General features: G+C 32.8%; 16 protein-coding genes and 1 pseudogene. 2 read left to right on the forward strand and 15 right to left on the reverse strand.

What is annotated here, in order from left to right:
* A partial coding sequence (locus ABS301_RS07705; RefSeq protein WP_349671665.1) for a transposase occupies positions 1–343 on the forward strand: 343 nt, incomplete at its 5' end.
* Between the two features lie 170 nt (positions 344–513).
* Here ABS301_RS07705 and ABS301_RS07710 read toward each other — a convergent pair.
* Together ABS301_RS07710 and ABS301_RS07715 are read right to left on the reverse strand one after the other, a co-directional pair.
* On the reverse strand, positions 514–1,905 hold the full coding sequence (locus ABS301_RS07710) for a YveK family protein (RefSeq protein WP_349671666.1): 1,392 nt from the start codon (positions 1,903–1,905) through the stop codon (positions 514–516).
* A gap of 36 nt (positions 1,906–1,941) precedes the next feature.
* Positions 1,942–3,360 carry a sugar transferase gene (locus ABS301_RS07715; RefSeq protein ID WP_349671667.1) on the reverse strand — a complete coding sequence of 473 codons (1,419 nt, stop codon included), beginning with the start codon at positions 3,358–3,360 and terminating at the stop codon, positions 1,942–1,944.
* Positions 3,361–3,713: 353 nt separating this feature from the next.
* Here ABS301_RS07715 and ABS301_RS07720 point away from each other — a divergent pair.
* Positions 3,714–4,056, forward strand: a pseudogene (locus ABS301_RS07720) (transposase); the annotation flags it as partial.
* Between the two features lie 107 nt (positions 4,057–4,163).
* Here the strand turns inward: ABS301_RS07720 and ABS301_RS07725 are convergent.
* The 13 genes from ABS301_RS07725 to gmd all read right to left on the reverse strand — a co-directional run bounded on the left by ABS301_RS07725 (position 4,164) and on the right by gmd (position 20,199).
* Positions 4,164–4,988, reverse strand: coding sequence for an HAD-IIA family hydrolase (locus tag ABS301_RS07725; RefSeq protein ID WP_349671668.1), 825 nt, complete (start codon positions 4,986–4,988; stop codon positions 4,164–4,166).
* Positions 4,989–5,016: 28 nt separating this feature from the next.
* The gene (locus ABS301_RS07730; RefSeq protein ID WP_349671669.1) at positions 5,017–5,724 is read right to left on the reverse strand and encodes a phosphocholine cytidylyltransferase family protein; all 708 of its coding nucleotides are present in this window, start codon (positions 5,722–5,724) and stop codon (positions 5,017–5,019) included.
* Between the two features lies 1 nt (position 5,725).
* On the reverse strand, positions 5,726–6,754 hold the full coding sequence (locus ABS301_RS07735; protein ID WP_349671670.1) for an iron-containing alcohol dehydrogenase family protein: 1,029 nt from the start codon (positions 6,752–6,754) through the stop codon (positions 5,726–5,728).
* 37 nt (positions 6,755–6,791) lie between these two features.
* Positions 6,792–8,249: a lipopolysaccharide biosynthesis protein gene (locus ABS301_RS07740; RefSeq protein WP_349671671.1), complete on the reverse strand. Its 1,458-nt coding sequence runs from the start codon at positions 8,247–8,249 to the stop codon at positions 6,792–6,794.
* Positions 8,246–9,409 (reverse strand): CDP-glycerol glycerophosphotransferase family protein, encoded by a 1,164-nt coding sequence (locus tag ABS301_RS07745; protein ID WP_349671672.1) that lies wholly within the window; start codon positions 9,407–9,409, stop codon positions 8,246–8,248. Before ABS301_RS07745 ends, ABS301_RS07740 begins: the two co-directional genes overlap by 4 nt.
* Positions 9,410–9,475: 66 nt before the next feature.
* Positions 9,476–10,765 carry an O-antigen ligase family protein gene (locus ABS301_RS07750; protein ID WP_349671673.1) on the reverse strand — a complete coding sequence of 430 codons (1,290 nt, stop codon included), beginning with the start codon at positions 10,763–10,765 and terminating at the stop codon, positions 9,476–9,478.
* A gap of 100 nt (positions 10,766–10,865) precedes the next feature.
* The gene (locus ABS301_RS07755; protein ID WP_349671674.1) at positions 10,866–11,729 is read right to left on the reverse strand and encodes a glycosyltransferase; all 864 of its coding nucleotides are present in this window, start codon (positions 11,727–11,729) and stop codon (positions 10,866–10,868) included.
* A 101-nt stretch (positions 11,730–11,830) separates the two neighbouring features.
* Positions 11,831–13,171, reverse strand: a complete 1,341-nt coding sequence (locus ABS301_RS07760) for a glycosyltransferase (protein WP_349671675.1) — start codon at positions 13,169–13,171, stop codon at positions 11,831–11,833.
* Between the two features lie 32 nt (positions 13,172–13,203).
* Positions 13,204–14,367, reverse strand: coding sequence for a beta 1-4 rhamnosyltransferase Cps2T (cps2T, locus tag ABS301_RS07765; protein ID WP_349671676.1), 1,164 nt, complete (start codon positions 14,365–14,367; stop codon positions 13,204–13,206).
* Between the two features lie 701 nt (positions 14,368–15,068).
* Positions 15,069–16,838 (reverse strand): phospho-sugar mutase, encoded by a 1,770-nt coding sequence (locus ABS301_RS07770; RefSeq protein WP_349671677.1) that lies wholly within the window; start codon positions 16,836–16,838, stop codon positions 15,069–15,071.
* 20 nt (positions 16,839–16,858) lie between these two features.
* On the reverse strand, positions 16,859–18,193 hold the full coding sequence (locus ABS301_RS07775) for a sugar phosphate nucleotidyltransferase (protein WP_349671678.1): 1,335 nt from the start codon (positions 18,191–18,193) through the stop codon (positions 16,859–16,861).
* 11 nt (positions 18,194–18,204) lie between these two features.
* Positions 18,205–19,146 (reverse strand): GDP-L-fucose synthase family protein, encoded by a 942-nt coding sequence (locus ABS301_RS07780; RefSeq protein ID WP_349671679.1) that lies wholly within the window; start codon positions 19,144–19,146, stop codon positions 18,205–18,207.
* Between the two features lie 33 nt (positions 19,147–19,179).
* On the reverse strand, positions 19,180–20,199 hold the full coding sequence (gene gmd / locus ABS301_RS07785) for a GDP-mannose 4,6-dehydratase (RefSeq protein WP_349671680.1): 1,020 nt from the start codon (positions 20,197–20,199) through the stop codon (positions 19,180–19,182).
* Positions 20,200–20,341 lie beyond the last annotated feature (142 nt).

Raw genomic sequence — 20,341 nt, forward strand, 5'->3', positions numbered from 1 at the left:
TGTTATAACTGATCCTGTTTTTATTTTTAAAGGCACTCTTTTATTAAGCGCTTACGCTAAAAAGGTCGAAGATGGAATCGAGGAAACCCTAACATATATGGATTTTCCCAGCCAACACTGGACTAGAATCCGCACTAACAATACCATTGAACGTCTGAACCGGGAAATCAAACGTAGGACCCGTGCTATTGGCGCTTTTCCTGATGGGCAAAGTGCTTTAATGCTTGTATGTGCCAGACTGCGACACGTAGCTGGAACCCAATGGGGTGCCAAGCGCTACATGAATATGGAGCATCTGAAAGAATTGGATCTCCAGAATCAGTCTGATATCATAGCCGGCTGACTACCGGCTACCTAACGGCTAAAATACAATTTGCGAAAAAATCTTGACACTATCGACACTATCATCATGATATGGCTGTCACCATCAAACTGAGGTGTGGACAAATAGAAATAGCGGAGAAGAGGACGCTATAACGTCTGCTCTTCTCCGCCATCAATATAAAAGATTTTTTATTTACTGGAATGCATAACAATATATCCCAAAACTTCCTTTTTCATATTACGAACTAATTCTATTTCTTTTTCAATTTCTCTTAACTTTGTTTGTTTACGTAATTCTACGAATATAACAGTATCATACTGTTGTAGGTTTCGCAGAGATACAGCACTATGAAGAATATCAATTCCAAATCCAAGTTTTATTTCTGATAATCTCTGTTGAAGTTTTTCAGTCAGATCAGCAAGTCGGGCTTCCTCAACCATTCCTGTCAGAAATATTGATTCTCCCTTATTTATCATACCAAGAATATTGGCTGAAATAATATCAACAATCGTCTCATTTGATATTATTTCTCTTCCTTCCAGCCTATCCAGCCACATATCAATTCCAGAAAGTGCCCTCTTTACTCTAGTTTGCGCGAAACCACCCAAATGCTTAAGACCAAAACGATTCTTTAGATCTTCATCTGTATTTATTTTACCATTCATGACATATGCAATGCATACACAGAAAACAACAAGAAATGCACCGACAAAACAGCCTAATATTCCGTACTTCACGCCTTCTTTTATAATTGACATTCTGGATAATGCTACTGGCTCAGCGGGTTCTTCCAATCCCTTTAAAGCTTTTTCTGTATCTTCCAACTTTTTATTTGTAGCAGTTAAATCCTCCACCTTCAGCTTTTGGTAATCTGCTAATGTCTGATCAGTCATCAACCCGACGTTCTGATTCATTATGCTTAAATTATGCTGCCCAAGATGTTCTTGTATATCAGGATACATAGATTTGAGATTTTTCAAAATTACATCCAGTATTTTACCTGCTCCTTCTTTATCTGTATATGTTACGCTTACATTTAACATATTACTGTCGTAATCTGTTGTAACAGTAATCAATTCCTTTAAGTAAATGAGCTCAATTCCCATTTCTCTGGAAATATCCTCTAAAAATCCGCCCTGTTGTATTGCTGAAGCATATGCTTTAACCACACCGTCTGCATAATCTACAGATGTAACTGTAATGCCAGAATTTTCAGGTATCTCTGACATTTTTACAAACACATCCACGGAAGCAGTTCCCTTATTATAAGGATCTACTTTAAGCAGTACTGACTTTTCCTTATACTCTTCTTGATTAGTAATGCTTGCATTAATACTTTCTATGTCACTCTCATATCCTTTTTTTGATTGCTTGTATTTCATCTGATCCGTTATATACTGTTCCTTTAATTCGGCAACATATTCTTCATTATTTTGATTCAATAACTCTTTTATACATTTATACCCACCCAGAAATACTGAAAATATGAATGCAAAAAGTACAATCAATCGCCACTTTTTGAATACTGCAAACATAAGATCCCTTAAATCAATTTCCTGTTCGTATATTTTGTTGTCCATTGTTCTCTCCTCTAAGATGTAATGTTGTATTGTACTTTAATGAGATCCTTTTCCTGTTAAAACAACCCAAACTGTCAATATTATTATTTTAATATCCTGTAAAATGGACCAATTATCTATATACTGCATATCAAGCTTAACCACCTCATCAAAATCTTTGATATCACTACGACCGCTGATCTGCCATAAGCCGGTAAGCCCAGGTGTCATACTCAGACGGCATTTATGCTTCGCCTCATAACGTTCAAATTCGTCAACTGTAGGCGGTCTTGTCCCTACAAGGCTCATATCGCCTCTTAAAACATTCCAGAATTGTGGCAGTTCATCTATACTTGTATTTCGCAGGAATCTTCCAACCCGAGTGATTCTGGGATCGTCTTCCATTTTAAACATAAGACCTTTCACCTCATTCTTTTTCATAAGGTCTTTTTTTCTTTGTTCTGCATCCTGATACATAGAGCGGAATTTATAAAAAGTGAATTTTCTACCATTTTTCCCAACTCGCGTCTGCCCAAAGAAAACAGGTCCTGGTGAATCAAGTTTGATGGCAGGAGCAACAATAACTGTAGCTATTCCAAGTATAATCATTCCAATTAGACCACCTGTAATATCCAACATTCGTTTTGCCAATATCTGCCTATTTGAAAATATATTTCTGGCAAAAGTAACTACAGCATATTTTCCAACTCTGTTTAACACTTTTTTACCACTTGATGGAATATTGAAAATATCTATATTCAAATCAACAATGACACCCATATTTTCAAGTTCCGTTATCCATTCTTTAAGTATAGGTTCGTGCATTATATTATTATCATTTATAAAAACTTCATCAACGTTATGATGAACTACATAATCAAGAAGTGATGTTCTGTCTGCTACAACTGGCAATCCACATACTGCTTCACCTATCTGGTATTTATCTGTCAGTACTACACCTACCAAAATACGATTCCATTCATTGTATCCAAGCAGATTTCCAAGCACAGTATCAACCTGAGTCGATGTTGATACTAATAAAAGTCGGTTGCTGTATTTACTTGTTTTATAAATCCGGGTCATATATTGCTTAAATAAAATTCTAAATATAAATGTAAGAACAACATTGGCTACAATAAAGTAACCAAATACCAATCGTGATAAATCACCAGTTCTGTGAAATAAAAATAAAATTAATATCCATAATATAGTAAATATAGACTGACTACTGATAAGAGACACTAATTCATCAAAATATCCTCTTCTAAAAAAATGGTAATTAATGTCTGTAAAGAAGTTTATCAACACATATAATAAAGTAATAAGTGATATCTGCCAAATTTGGTCTATATGACTAAATCTACCATAAAAAAAACCATATCGTAAACCAAACGCTATTCCACTACTGATCCAAATGGCTATAATATCAATTAATAATAAAAGAAATTTCTCCAATGACTTTCTCTTTTGGTACATATTTTTGCTCCTATTCCATACTACACACTTACATCATCAATAAATGGTACAAATCTATATCTATTTTAGCAGATACGTAGATAATGAACAATTAAGAATTTCATAATTTTTTATAGTAATAACTATGCATTTATGATAATTGCATAGTTATTCTTTTATAGCAAGTTTTTCAGTAATTGCTACATAAAGTAGGTATTACTCTTTATGATTTTTTTACCTCTAAAAAAGTCAAATAGTACTATCCTTCTAGCTATAAGGTTTTTGCATTGCTTCTAACCAAGAATCCAGCTTTTCAGGATTCTATAAAACTTCATTTCATTTTTGTAGTCCATCATCTTAGCCATAACTATTCCCATTACAGCATGAACTTTCAAACCACAGATGGTAGGGTTAAATTAAAGACGCCAAAGTTAAAGGGCGTACCGTTTGAAACTGCCATTATTGAGCGCTATAACCATAGAGAATACTCTGTTGAAGAAACTCTCATTGAAATGTATCTCTCAAGTGTTTCTGTCCGCCGCGTTGAGGTTATTTCGGAGGCATTATTGGTAACTAAAGTTTCACTAGGAACAACAAGTAGTTTAAATAAAAAAGCTTAATAAACACATTGAAACGTGGAGAAGTCGCAAGCTCACCGGCTCTTTTCCATATATCTTTGTGGCTAGTGTTTACTTAAAGAGCAGCTGGGGAGGCAAGGGAAATTAAATGACACTACAGTAGATTATGTAGTACTTATAATTAAGAAATTAAATATATTATTTTCATTTCCTTGGTTAAAACATAGTGTTTTAGGTCTATATATTTTAATTACGCATTATTCCATAAATTTCTTTTATAGATTGGAATGTAAAGGTTGGCTTTATGTTTCCTTCCCTTATTTCTTTAATAGATGCCTCCCCAGTAAGAACACAAATTGTAGTGACATTCGCATTAATTCCACTTGCAATATCTGTATATAGTCTATCTCCAATTACAACCGTTTCTTCTGTACTATATTTTAATTTATTTCGAACAATATTAACCATGGTGGGTTCAGGCTTACCAATATATAATGGCTTCTTTCCTGTAGCTTGTTCATACATCAAGCAAATAGATCCGCAATCTGGAATAAAGCCAAAACTTACAGGACATGCAAAATCTGGATTTGTAGCTATATATGGTATATCTTTTTGTAACATCTTACATGTGTTCCATATCTTTAATGATGTCAGTTCCGTATCAAATCCAACTAATATAATTTCTGCATTATCTGAATACTCCGTCTCAACTTCCATACCCGCCTCAATTAACTCTTTAATTAATGATTCTGTCCCTTGACAATACAATTTTTTATTAGGAAAATTTTCTTTTAAGAAAAAAATAGTAGCCTGCGAAGAAGTAAAAAAGTTATCTTCATCTGCATTTATACCTAAACGTTTTACTTTTAGTATGTAATCCTTTACAGATTTTGATGAATTATTGGTAATAAAAACATATTTTCCTCCAATGTTATGAATTTCATTAAGTAGCTCTAGCGTACCATCAAAAAGCTTATCCTCTTTATAAATTGTTCCATCCATATCTAAAAGAAATAATTTTTTCTTTTTAAGTATTAATGCATCTTTTCCCAAAAAATCTGTACTTTTCATACAATAAGTATCCATTATTCTCCACCCATTATTTTTTAAATAATTTTTCTGCTAAAGCCAAATCATTATGATTATCAATCTCTAGCCAACGTCCTGCAAGAGGACAGGCCATAAATACAACTTCACTTAAAATATCATTTAACGCAATTTCACTCCACAATTTCAGTTCTTTCCGTACATCAATATATTCTGAGCACTTTTTGAAAAATGCACTTGCTCCTTCCGCAGAAAATTTATACACATCTATAGAAACTCCTAAGGCTTCCTCAGATGGAATGTTCTTTGATATTTTTACAAGATGCCCATCCACCTCAACAACTTTCATAGATTCCTCAAGATAAGTTCCAATATCTGTCACAATAGCATTCGGTGCTCCAAATTTTATTAATTCAGTAATGATAGATGCATCATAAAAAACATCTGCATTCATCATCAGGAAGCCTTCACCATTCATAGCATCTCGGCCAAGGTATGCAGAATACATATTATTCGTAGTTTCATAGTATTCACTACAAATAATCTTAATCTCAGGATATTTAGAATGTACCGCCCCTTCAAGAATTTCCGCCTTATATCCGGTAATAATGGTAATATCTGTCACTCCATTTTCTTGCAAATTTTCAATCTGTTTCATTAAAATCGGCTTACCGTTTACTGGAACCATAGATTTTGGACAATAGTTAGTTATTGGTGCTAGTCTTGAACCTAATCCTGCTGCTAAAATCATTGCTTTCATACTATAATTCCTCCTCTAATTCTTTATATATTTTTTTTAACTTTTCTCTCGATAATTCAATTTCATGCATATAAGTATATCGATTATTTCTCATTTTTATTGAATTTTGCATGCAGAAAATAAATGTTTCTTCATCAATATTTAGTGTTTTTGGATTAACATTAACATCAAATCGTTTCAAATAATTAATCACATCATCTTGAGAACGACCAATTAACTTAAGTACAGCAACAGTTCCCAACGCAACTTGAAGTCCATGTAGATTTTTCTTTCTACTATAATAATCAAGTGCATGACTAAACAGATGCTCAGAACCACTTACGGGTCTACTGCTGCCTGCAAATTCCATAGCAATTCCAGATAAAATAATTGAATTTACAAGCACCTCAATAAATTCTTTACATATTGAATTATACTGAGTTTTCATTAATGCATCTAACGAAGTAGTAGACATCATGTAAGCGTATCCATTCATTTCATCTTTTCCTCTTTTACAAGCAAAATCCCAGTCTAATAATGCCATATAATTTGAAATCGTATCACCAATTCCTGCTTTTACTAACTGAATCGGACCGTTTGCGATTATATCTGTATCAACAAGTAACATCATCGGCGTTGAACAGCCTAAACTCTTTGGTTTATCATCCTTTCGCTTCAGCACAGCAATAGGAGATGCAATGCCATCATTGGCCACCGTAGTAGGAATTGAAAGAAATGGACGCTTAGATATGTATGACGCATATTTGCATACATCTAATACCTTTCCACCGCCCATACCAATAATACAGTCAACATCCGTAGCAATTACCCTTTCTGCAATGGACATAGCATATGATATCGTGTTGTAATCAACAAATTCAACTTTAAGTTTTCCGATATTTCGTATTTGTTCTTTAACAATTTCCCCGTATAATCCATCTACTATAGGATCAGAAACGTAGAGGATTTTCCTAAAATAATTATTCGTTGACAAGACCTCCCCAACAGTGTTAATAGTTCCTGATCCAACTTTCAAAATTTTTGTTTGCAAAATATTACGCCTTCTTTCAGCAATATATTAAAAAAGATTATGTCATAGTTTTTATTTCTTTCACTTTTTCGATTATCTCTTTTCTCCAATGAATAAAGCTAATTATCAAAATTAAAAGACTGCAATAACGAATTACGGTATATTTATATAAAAAAGTCATACATAACATAATCACTAGTATCACTAAAGATAATAAGAATATTAATCGCTCATTGTAAATCCCTTTCATAGTTGTCTTTTGCATTATAATTTTCTTATAAAATAAATAATGCATTAAACTGTACAATATATAGCATACAAGTGTAGTATACCCTGCTGCATAATAACCATAAATACGTATAAAAATACTATTAAGTATTATGTTAATGACCGCAGATAAACATGAGGATATGGCTACAAATTTCGTCTTTTCATAATAAAATTCTATATTTCCAAATAATGTATATAAAAACATAAAAAATACTGAAGCGGCAATTGGAGGCATTACCCATATGGCATCACTATATTCTTCACTTGCGAAAACTGAAATAATCTCCGGGCAAAAAATCATTGCAAGTATACAAAGGATTGCTACTAATAACAGTAAAAATTCTGAACTTTTACGAATCCTCTGATAACTATTTCGTTTTAACTCTTTGAAAGAATATGGTATAAAAGAACTATTTATAGCATTAGTAATAACAGTCATCATCATCGCTACGGTATAAGCAACACTATATATAGCAGCCTCACTCTTACCAACCATACTTGCAATCATAAGTCTATCAGCTTGGTTTAATATTGTTCCTGATAAATAATGCGGAATTAATGGTAAACTAAAAACCAAAGCATATTTCCAATATTTTCTTAGATAAAATCTCCTCCCTTTTACCATTATGTAAATATAACAAATTATTCCAACACAGCTTTGAACAATCAGAAATGATAAAATTCTTGCCTCAGCTTTATGAGAAGATATGAGAACTAATATAATACCAAGCAAAGGACTAATAATAGCTATTATAATCGTAACCCCGACTAATGGCCGATAATTATAACTATATCTTTGAAAAGCAGCCCAATATTGAAAAGCAGTGTCAAAAAGCAATTGCACAAATAAAGCGCCTAAGAGTAAAGGCGTTAGATCTAATAAATCACTCCACCAATTAATATTTATTGCAAAGACAATAAATATTAATACGGTGATAACTGTAGATAAGCCCAGCAATGTCGATGTATAACGATTTTTATCATTAGGGAATTTAGTTACACCATTATTATAAACCCCCATATACATATTAAGTGTTGCAAAGATAGCAATAATTTGATACCATGATTGATATATTGTATATACGCCATACTGATCTGTTGTTAATAACCGTGTAAAAATAGGTGTTGTTAATAAAACAATTCCCTTTTGCATAATACTACAAATTGTAAACCAAATCGAAGCTCTGACAGGCAAAGGTATATTATATTCTTTATTATTTTTTAGTATATTAAATAAAGATCTCATTTATCAAACCCCAAAATAAAATCAATTATCTTAGTACCTACTATATTTTGACAAGATTTATCATAAAATACATTACATACCCGTTTTCGTTCATCAGCATAAATATCAACACCTTGCTCAATAATAACTCTCAAATACTCCATTAATTGCATAAAACCACCAGCTTTATATCCAGGCGTTACATCATCATAACTAAAATACATCTCTCTATCATTAATTAGATAGTCTTGTAAATCATAATCATAAAAAATAATTGGTCTATTAATTAAAAGATAGTCTATATAACAACTCGAATAATCTGTAATTAGGATGTCTGCAGAGCTAAGTAATTCTTGTGAATCAAAATCTTGTTGAGTAACATCACTTATTGTTTCATAATCCTCCAATTCTTCTACTTCATTTGCATGGTAGTAATGTTTTTTAATTAAAAAGACATAATTATTTGCCTTACAAAAAGCATCAAGTTTCTGCATTTCAAAAACTTTATTACATTCTATCTTGCTATTCCCAGAATTTCTATGAGTTGGCATATACAGAATAATTTTCTTTTCGTTAGCTAATTTCGTATGTAAATCATCTCCTAACGTTTTATCAAAAAACATATCGTTTCTAGGTTGACCCAAGATAGGCACATGTTTCACATCCTTTCTGAAACAACTTAGATAAATTTGCTGTACAGTTGTACTAGTAGATGTAATAAATGTATTTCTAAGTGGAATTTTTCTAAGAATCCCCCCCACATAACCACGCTCATATAGCGATTTTTTATTAAATGCAATCTTATCATCATACATTATTTTTTTCAGAGGAACACCATGCCAAAGATTTATAACCACTGCATTGCCAACTGCTGAAAAATAACAATCTTCAATTCCCGTACTGACAAAGAAAAATTTAGCTTTTTTCTGAAGACATATTGCTTCTTCAGAATCAACAATATATGCCTCATACTTTTTTTGACGTAACTCATTTACTATCTGAATATTTCTGCTGACCCATACTGAACGTATGTTTTTTAGTCTAGAGGCTTCTAAAAACAAATATTTAGAATTATCTGCAAACTTATCTCCAAACCATGAGCCAAAAATCCATAAATTCTTATCTCTTTTTCCAAACATACTTTTATATAAGTCAATATATTTTTCAACTTTATTATTCATATATATCAGCACAAACCTAGTGCTTACCTCCAGACCATTATTAATCCTATAAATATAATTTAAGCTCTATAAATCATCTATAATATGATTTTTAAATCTTGCCATATTTCGTTTAGTGTAAATTTTACAATACGCTATCCCACAGAAAATAAAAAATAAACTTGTACATTCTATTTCTTGTACATAGGGTATATTAAAATAGGCTATAAGCGTAAAAATAATGAGGCATAAACTAAGTTCAGATGATTTTTTATCAATCTTTCTGTTTTTTATAGCTCCAACAGCAAGGAATATATAATCATACAAAAAAAATGCAGCCCCAATAACTCCATATTCAAAAGCCATTAATAAAAAAGAGGATTCTACAAGATTTGAATTGCCATAATTCAGTGCTCTTGGTCCATTCTCACCAAGGCCTAAACCACTTGGATTATTACGAATTAATTTAATAGCATTTTCAATTGTAGAATAATGGCTAACTATAGATGTATCAGTTCCACTAAACGAACTCATAAGAATATGGATTAATGCATTTCTAATTGAGTTTGATGCAAAAAGTGCGATTAAAGCAGTGAAAAATAATGTAAGAATAATATTCATTCTTCTAACAATGAATTTCTTTAATTGTTTTCTTCCCGAAACAATTAACGCTATGCCAATGGCTAACCATGAAGATCGAGAAAAAGTCAATATAATAGTTATAATAAGAAGACACATAAATACGTTGTATACCTGTCTACTAACATTAATATAATCTTTTACAAACAAAAATAATATAAAAATACTGCACAAATAAAATGCACAAATATTAGCAGATGAAAATGTAGAAACTACTCGCTGTATATTTCTCCCTAATATATGACCGCTATAATTAGATAGATAATATGCTGCCTGAAGAGAACCATTTTTACCATATCCTAGTCTAATCAGAAATGAAGGACCTAATATATATGCTTGTACAAGTCCATAAGCACAAATAATAATAGTATTATACATTACTTTTATCCCAATCTTCTGAATTTCATGTTTACTCAAGTATAAATTTTTAACAGTATGAAATAACAATATTGGTATTAAATAAACTCTAGCTATATTAATAGCTTTAAATTTATCGGGAGCGATTGCTATATAAAAAAAATTCCACAAAACAAATAAAAGGTCAATAATCAACGAGCTATCATATCTGATTCTTTTTGATTTAACCAGTCCCAAAGTTATAATTAAAATCATTATAATGTCACGCCACAATTTGAAGATAGAAATGTTTTTGAATAGTACTGCAAAAAGTATATAATGATACGGCATTAACAGTATTAGGACTCCTAATAAAATTACTTGCATTTTTCTGATGCTCACCTATCGTACTCCTTTTTTTACCATGTTTTATATTTATTCTTCAATCTTACAAATCTAAATTTCTTCTGAGTCACTATATGAGATATAAAATAAGTTAACACTAAATAAATTCTAAGAATTCTTTATTCATCATGATTTTTTTTAATAGTATACAGCTATGTGCATTCCACTTATAATAAAATTGCCTATTTTTTTTACCTTTTCCCCACATTGCCTGTGTTGATGACCCTTCCTTATGAAAAACCGACACTTCCTTGATATATTGCATATTCAATCTATTTCGTTCCACAATATATTTTAAAATATTTTCTTCACCATACATAAATGTTTTGTTATATAAGCCATCATATCTTTTAATGTATTGGTTTCCGAAAAACATACATGCTCCATGTAATTGAAAATCCCCTAAATCAGTATCACTATCAAATCTGTGAATTCCACTACTAAAAATTTTTTTTAAAATTAAATCAAAGTTAAAATAACTTGTAATATATAAAATCATTAATTTAACAATTTTTTTCTGTACTTCCCTCTTTGTACAAAAAAGTCTTGGCACTGGGTTTTGATTTAAGTTGTCCATTAAAGAAATTATCTTCGGACCTGCGACATCAAAATGAGTTTTTTCATAATTTTCCACTAATATATCTATAAAATTTTCTTGTTTAAAAATCAAATCATTATTTGCAAGTATAATTAACTCAGCTTTCAAATCATATTTTGCATATTTATAACCTATATTATTGCCCTTTGCAAAACCCAAATTTTCCTTTGAATATAAAAAGTGAATTTGACTATATGAGCTATATATTTCAGCTAATTCAATTAATTTTCCTCGTTTTGATCCATTATCAACAACTACTACATCAACGTAGTCTCTACTAAGATAATTCAACAAAGAGTTTAAACAATCCATTGTGTCACTTACAGTTTCATAATGTAAGACAACAAAAACAATTTTAATCATAACTTACCTCCTCTTTTCTTACATTATCAAGCAACGATTTTTACAAAGTTATTTTTTGATTGCAAATTCCTATAACATTACTTCCTGAAATTATCAGCATATTAATTAATATAAAGGTTCTCATTTTCATCTAAAAACTGATCCCAAGTCTTAACCGTTACATTTTCTCTTATATTATTAACTAAATTATTAATTATCTCATCATTTAAAGATGAGATAGTATCTTTTAGAGATTGTACCGATCCAGCTTGCACAACAATTCCTCCATTTCCAATTATATCCTTGGCCCCAATATTATTACTGATAATAACTGGAACTCCATAACTAATCGCCTCCAGTACTGTAAATCCAAATGTTTCATACCAAACACTAGGGGCAAGTACCAAATCAGTTTCAGCTAAAATCTGGGGCAATTCATTATAATTATAACCATTTTCTTTTATTTTCATATATGGGGACGGATTTTGAACTTGGTCAAACAGCTTTAGTTCAAAAGAATGATTTCCATTTTCCCACAATTCATCTAGTGCCGTTTTCATCACCGTAAATCCTTTAAATGCCTTAGTCGGTGCCAAGCATGTTAAACGTAAAATATGTGATTTAGTCTTTTTACTTCTTCTATTATCTGAAATATCTTTATGTGTAATCGAAATTATTTTACTGTCTTTCGGTATTAAGAACCTCTCAAAAACATCCTTGGTTAATGTCGAATTATAATGAATAACGTCAATATGAGTTAGAATATCAATGTAGTATAGTCTAAGTTTTTGATAATTCTCTGCCTGATTTTTAATTTTATCATTATCTTTTTTTTCTAGCAATTCTTTTTCAGAAAAAAACTTCTTTCTATGATTTCTTCTAAGTTTCTTTACCAAGACAAAATCTTTTAGTTTGCGGTATAATGGAGATTGCATTACCCTGATTTTCTTTAATGATAATGCGCTTTCATTACAAGCAATACAGTCAAAACAATTATTATCATTTTCGCAAGCACAACCATTTTTATACAAAGTAACCTTTGAACAAATACCAAAATAATCATGTGTAGTAAATACTGTCTTAATATTAAGTTTATTTGCTGCATAGACAAATTCTCTATATAGTCCCATCAAAGTGTGTATATGAATAACATCTGGACTGATTTTTTTTAGAAATTCTACAAATATATTTTCATCACATGATTGCATATAGGCATCAAATTTCACTATTCCTTCATCAAGTGATACTGGAAGCGGATTAATCAACTCAAAATTTATAATTTTATTAACGCTTTTATTTTGTTGAATGGATATATTTTTTGTTAATTTTTTCATCGTACCCGGCCATAATGCTATTACAATATTGCCTCTCTCAATTTGCGCATTCATCAAATCCATGCTATATTTTGTAAGTCCTCCCGTACGATACGGTGGAAAACCCAAAAAATAATGTAAAATTTTCATAATTTTTTCACAACCTTACCTGCCATACATTATTATTTCATGAACTTAAGAAATACTTTTTCATATTTACTCACTATATATTTCCAACTATAAGCTTCCACAATCCGTTTTTTTGCTTTTTTTCCAAATTCTGCTATCTCATCAATTTTCATCTGTTCAACTTCGTCTACTAAAGTTGATAAATTTCCGCTCTTCTTGTTCCAATAAAGTGCAGCATCTTCGCCAACCTCTTTGTTGAATCCAACATCAAGGAGTAAATTTAAGTTAGTGCTACCAAGCGCTTCGAGTAGACTCGGGTTGGTTCCACCAACCTCATGCCCATGAAGGTAACCATAAGCATTTTCACGAACTTTCTTCAGTAATTCCTGATCATAAACTGTGCCTACAAATTTAATACGCTTATCATTTTTAAAGTGTAATTTCTTCTCCAACTCTTCTAAAAATGCATCATTTACTGTCGTGATTATCACAAAATCTTTTTTACTTTCCGATTTCATAAATTCTCGTATCATCGTCTCAAAGTTATTTTCTGGAACAAACCTTCCGACTACTAGGTAGTATGATTTTTTCGATAAGCCCTTTTTCTGGTACCAATCCTTCAGATTCTGATCCTCATCAGATAAAATGCTCTTCTTTGTCTCTGCTCCATAAGCTATAAATGTTGTATTCGGATTATACTTTTTATAGCTCTCATGAATATATTTCTCAATATTCATGCTATCACAAATGATTAAATCTGCATGTTTTATCATCATTTGCTCAGAAATCTTCCAATACTTTCGAACTAGAGCTGACCACTTTGCCCTTAAAAATTCGTGTCCATCGGGGTTCAAATAAACCTGTCCCCCTAAATTATGTATAGTACTTTGAAAATAAGCAGCAAACGGCCCAATCCTACAAGCCAAGATATAAACAATTGGATTCTTAATTCGATTTTTTTTAATATGTTTGCAACACTTATTAAGTGCTACAACATCATAATAAATAGCCTGTGCTGCACCTATATTAGGAACCTTGACCTTAAAGCAACGAGCATTATGGTATACAAACTCTCCATTTTCAGTACTTTTACATGCCACATGATATTTAATATCTACATTATTTTGATGATATTCCGTTAGCTTATCTACAAACGTCTCATATCCACCGTAATTACCAGGTATACCCTTTGAGCCAATTATATATATGTGCTGCATTATATATCTCCTCTTTTTATCAAAACTTAAATATATCTTTATATCCACTACCTTTTGCACTCTATCTGTATTTTATTTATAGTGGCCAGCACATCTCATTAAAATCTTTGTTAGATTTAAGAATAATGTATATAATGACCATCTCTATATTTAATCACATAAGAATCAGACTTTATTATCCAGTTACAGTATTATAATTTATTTATCATTTAATATAGTATCATTTTTCATTACAAACTTCAATAAATTAATATAACCTTAAGATGTATAATTTTATACTTTATGTAATATTATGTTAATTACTATTCACAATGAATAAAAGTTAAATCAACTTAGCTATAACAAAAATTTAGTAAGCAACAGCATTGAGTAAGCCCTAAATACCTTACTGGATTATAAAGTAGATGAGCCTTTAATATTCAAAAATCCAAGCATTCCCATGACTGTCAGATGCGAATTAATATATCCTCTGGCAGTCATTGAGTATTATAGCCAAACCGCCCGGCTAGGTTGTTATTTCCAAACAGTACTCTTATTCCCTTTCCTAATATGTAATCATAAACATCCTGATATAACGCCAGTTTCTTATGTTGCCAAGCAATTCACATCATTATAATTTGGGAATTTATTTGTAAGCATATAAAAATGAATAAGTAATCCAACAATAAAACACAATAAAAAGCTACTTATGCATTATTATACTAATTCACCCCAATAATTTTTTCTATTAAAGCTATTATTACTCTCTCAACACCTATAGCCGCATTAAAACTAGAAGATAAAACAGAGCTATATACTTTAATCTTATTTTCCGTACCAGAAGGACGCACAATGATAGAGCAACTATTATCAAAGTTCAGCTTTAACATATTAGTTTTTGGTACTTTTGTAAGCAATTCAGAGGTTGAACTCTTTTCATACCTACGCTTTAATAGGTAATCCTCTGCCGATATAACGTTAAATTCAAACATGTTGATCTTAGTTTCTAATAAGTTTTCAATAATGGATGTACCAATTTTTTTCATAATAATTTCCATACACTGAAAGCCATCTAATCCTTCAAATGTATACGTATGAAGTGTATTTAGGTGGAACCCATGTTTTCCATATATATCAGCCAAGACGGACAAAAGATTCTTTTCCATCTTTTTATAATACGCAGCCATCTCACAAATTAATAGACTGCCTCCAACTCCATCCTTATCTCGCACATAACTACCACTTAAATATCCAAGGCTTTCCTCAAATCCAAAAACAAAATTATCTTTTTCCCCTATCTGTTCCATAATACCAATCTGCTCTCCTATAAATTTGAAACCAGTCAGTAGATTAATAGTCTGAACTCCATAATATTCTGCAATACGTTCCGCAAGATCCGTTGACACTATGCTCTTCATGAACACAGGCTTTTCAGGCATCGTTCCGTTTTCTATTCTTCTCTTACATATATAGTCCAGTAAAAGCACGCCTATCTCATTCCCAGATAATCTGACATAAGATTTGTTCTCATCTTCTACTGCAACTCCCACCCGGTCACAATCAGGATCAGTTGCAATGATAATATCCGCAGATACTTTTTTTGCATACCGAATGCCCATTTCCATTGATTCAGGCTCTTCTGGATTTGGTATTGGGCACGTTGTAAAATTACCATCTGGAAATTTTTGCTCAGGTACAACAAAAATTTTTTTAAATCCGCGTTCCTCCAGACAACGAACCACCGGTATTAAGCCAGTACCATTTAATGGAGAATAAACAATGGATATTTCTTTGTCAATGGCATCGACATCTTTCTTTACTAGTGATTGTTGTCTTACTGCTTTCATGAACCCATCAATGATATCATTCGAGATAAAAGTAATTAACCCTAACTTCACCTCCATTTCAAACGGTAATTCCTTTGATTCTCCAAAATAGTATGAAGCTTCTATTTCTACCATTATATCTTTTGCAACTTGTACAGTAATTTGACAACCATCACTTCCATAAACTTTGTATCCATTATATTCTGCCGGATTATGACTGGCTGTTATCATAATCCCAGCAGAGCAATTTAATTCCCTTACTGCCCAGGAAAGTAATGGCGTGGGCTGTAAAACTGGATAAATATAAACTCGAATACCACATGATGCAAAAATTTCTGCAGCTTTCCTGGAAAATTCTTCACTAAGATTCCTACTATCGTAACTAATAGCTACAGACCTGTTTTCCTCAGTAAAATGCTTCTTAATGTAAGCAGCCACTCCACGGGAAGCTCTGGCAACCGTAAACAAATTCATTCGGTTTGTACCTACTCCCATGATTCCTCTTAAACCACCTGTTCCAAATTCCAGGTTTTTATAAAATGCATCAGTCACTTTCTTCTTATCATGTTTCATTTCTTTAAGCTGTACCATAAGTTCTGGAATATTTCCCATATTTTTCTCCCAATGGTCAAGCTCTTTCTGGATTTCCTCTTGTTTTCGAAACATATTTTTTCTCCACTACCAAATTAAATTTGTCCAGTTTCCACTTCCAAATTATATTTTTTCTTATCCTGAACGCTCAATTCTTTTCCTATCTGTACCTCTATCAATTGCACTAGTGTCTCTGCTATGATGGTATGCTTACAACCCACAGGTAACGTTATAACTGCTCCTGTTCGAACCTTACGGTTTGCTCCATCGATAATTACCATGGCCTCTCCCCTGACAATAGTCCAGACTTCCTTTCTCCGTTCGTGACTATGATAATTCATACTATGACCGGGATTTAAAGTCACTTTAATAGTCAGGCTTTCCTCTTCCACATCAATAATATGAAAGCTTCCCCATGATTTCTCGGCAAACCGAACGGTTTGATCAAAACCGTCTACAAATGGTTTTATATAACTGGACTGATCCTTAGTTGTTACAAGAATACCTTCTCCGCTAACAGAGACAATCATATTTTTTAAACCCATACACAAAACAGGAATATTCAGTTCATTGACAACGCACGTTTCTTCACAGGTCTCGTTTAATACAGCTTTTCCAATTATAGGATCTGACATTTCCTCTGTCAGAGTATTCCAGGTTCCCAGATCTTTCCACTGTCCAGAAAACCGCATGACCTGGATATCCGTTTCCTTCTCTACAACAGCATAATCAAAACTGATCTTTTGTAGACTTTCATAATTTGCATATAAATCCTCATAATTATTAAAATCTATGATTTCATGAGCTTTCTTTAATATATAGCCTAATTGGAAGGCAAAAACCCCACCATTCCACAATGCTCCCATTTTCATATAATCTTTTGCTGTTTTCAAATCCGGCTTTTCTTTAAACGTTTTTACTTTACTTACCACTCTGGCAGATGTTTCAGGTATAATATACCCATATTTTTCTGAAGGGTAGGTTGGTTCTATTCCCATAAGCGTAAGATTTGCTTCTCTTTCTTTTGCAAGTTTTTCTAATTCTTTGATTGAATCAAAGTAATCCACATCAACATATGGGTCTACCGGGCATACAATAACAATTTCCTCTTTTTTGATTTTCTGCATGTCATAAAGATAGGAAGCTGCCAATACAATAGCTGGAAAAGTATCTCTTCTGGTTGGTTCTACACAAATATTAACCTTATCCCCCAACTGATTATGTAACGTACTTACTTGTGATTTGCTGGTTGCAATTGTAATATTGGCCTGCTTATCAACCATTGCTATCTGACGGTATATCCTTTGCACCATGGATTCATAAGTACCGTCCTCTTTTTTAAACAGTTTGATAAACTGTTTGGATCGTATGTCATTAGATAGAGGCCATAACCGCTTTCCACTTCCTCCTGATAATAAAATGATATTCATATGCACCTCTTTTATCTTTCTGTTCTCATAGGGTTATGGATAAAATCTTGATACGTAAGCGGGATCCCTTCCTCCAATTCAGTAGTATAATGCCAGCCAAGTTTTTCAAGCTTGGATACATCAAGTAATTTCCTTGGTGTTCCATCTGGTTTAGTCTCATCCCACTTGATTCCCCCTGTATAACCGACAGCTTTTGCCACTAATTCCGTCAGATCCTTAATTGTCAATTCCTTCCCAGTCCCCACATTAACAGTTTCGTTACCACTGTAATGATTCATCAAATACACACAGGCATCCGCCAAATCATCCACATAAAGGAATTCCCGCAAAGGCTTACCAGTCCCCCAGCATGTGACTTCCCGCATTCCACGCGCTTTAGCTTCATGAAATCGTCGAATGAGTGCGGGCAGCACATGACTATGGATTGGATGATAATTGTCATTAGGTCCATATAGGTTGGTTGGCATGACTGATATATAATCCGTGCCATATTGTTTATTTAGAAATTCACAATATTTTAATCCACTGATCTTTGCCAGGGCATACGCCTCATTAGTCTTCTCCAATTCTCCGGTAAGAAGACAGTTTTCCGGAATTGGTTGAGGCGCCATACGAGGATAGATACAGCTGGATCCCAGAAATAATAGCTTCTTACATCCATTCTGCCATGCCGAATGGATAACATTCATTTCGAGGATCATATTTTCATACAGAAAATCAGCCAAAGCTTCACTATTGGCCATAATTCCACCTACTTTAGCTGCTCCCAAGAATACATATTCTGGCTTTTCTTCTGCAAAAAATTTTTCAACTTCATTCTGTCTGCTTAGATCTAATTCATTATGAGTTCGTATAATTAAATTATCATAGCCATTCCTTTTAAGGGCACGGCAGATAGCACTGCCTACCATACCTCTATGCCCTGCTACATAAATCTTTCCATTCTTCTCCATTTTATTACTCCATTCAATCTATCTATCAGTAAATTAGTCAGCTCTCATATCATGATTAACCATAATCTTGACCAGCTCCTCAAATGAGGTCTTCATAGGATTCCAGCCCAGAACGGTTCTGGCCTTTGTCGGGTTTCCTAAAAGATTCACTACATCTGTAGGGCGATAAAACTCTTCTGAAACTTCTATAAGAATTTTCCCTGATTCTTTATCTATTCCTTTTTCCTCTAGTCCCTTTCCAATAAATTCTAATTCTATTCCTGCATAATGAAATGCCAACCGACAAAATTCTCTTACCGAATGCTGCTCGCCGGTAGCAATAACAAAATCTTCCGGTGTACCATGTTGTAAAATAAGCCACATGCATTCCACATAATCCTTTGCATAGCCCCAGTCTCTAAGGGAAGACAGATTTCCCAAATAAAGCTTCTCTTGCTTTCCCCTGGCAATGCGGGAAGCGGCCAGAGTTATCTTACGTGTAACAAAAGTTTCGCCACGACGCTCTGACTCATGATTAAATAAAATTCCACTTGCTGCAAACATCCCATACGCTTCTCTGTATTCCTTAACAATCCAATAGCCATATTGTTTTGCTACCGCATATGGGCTATATGGATGGAATGGGGTTGTCTCACTTTGAGGAACCTCTTCCACTTTTCCGTATAGTTCAGAGGTAGAGGCCTGATAGATACGACATAATTTTTCTAATCCGCTTATTCTAACAGCTTCTAAGATACGAAGAACACCAGTTGCGACTACATCGGCAGTATATTCTGGCACATCAAAACTTACACCTACATGGCTCTGAGCTGCAAGATTGTAGATTTCATCTGGTTTAATCATGCCAATCAGACGTACCAAGCACATGGAGTCACTTAAGTCTCCATAATGCAGATGCATTCTATGATTATTTACAAGATGATCAATACGTTCCCGTCTTTCCACAGATGACCTACGAACCATGCCATGAACTTCATAACCTTTATCTAATAAGAACTCCGCCAGATAACTGCCGTCCTGTCCAGTTACTCCCGTTATGAATGCCGTTTTCATACATCTACCTCCAACAATGCTTTTTCTTTATTATAAATGAATTAGCGCTTATTTATAAGAGTCTCTTTTGACTATAATTAGAACTATATTGACATTTTATTAAATACGTATTCCTGAAATTTCCAATAAATATTTAATAAAA

Source organism: Lacrimispora sp. (assembly GCF_031982545.1).
GTDB lineage: Bacteria > Bacillota > Clostridia > Lachnospirales > Lachnospiraceae > Lacrimispora.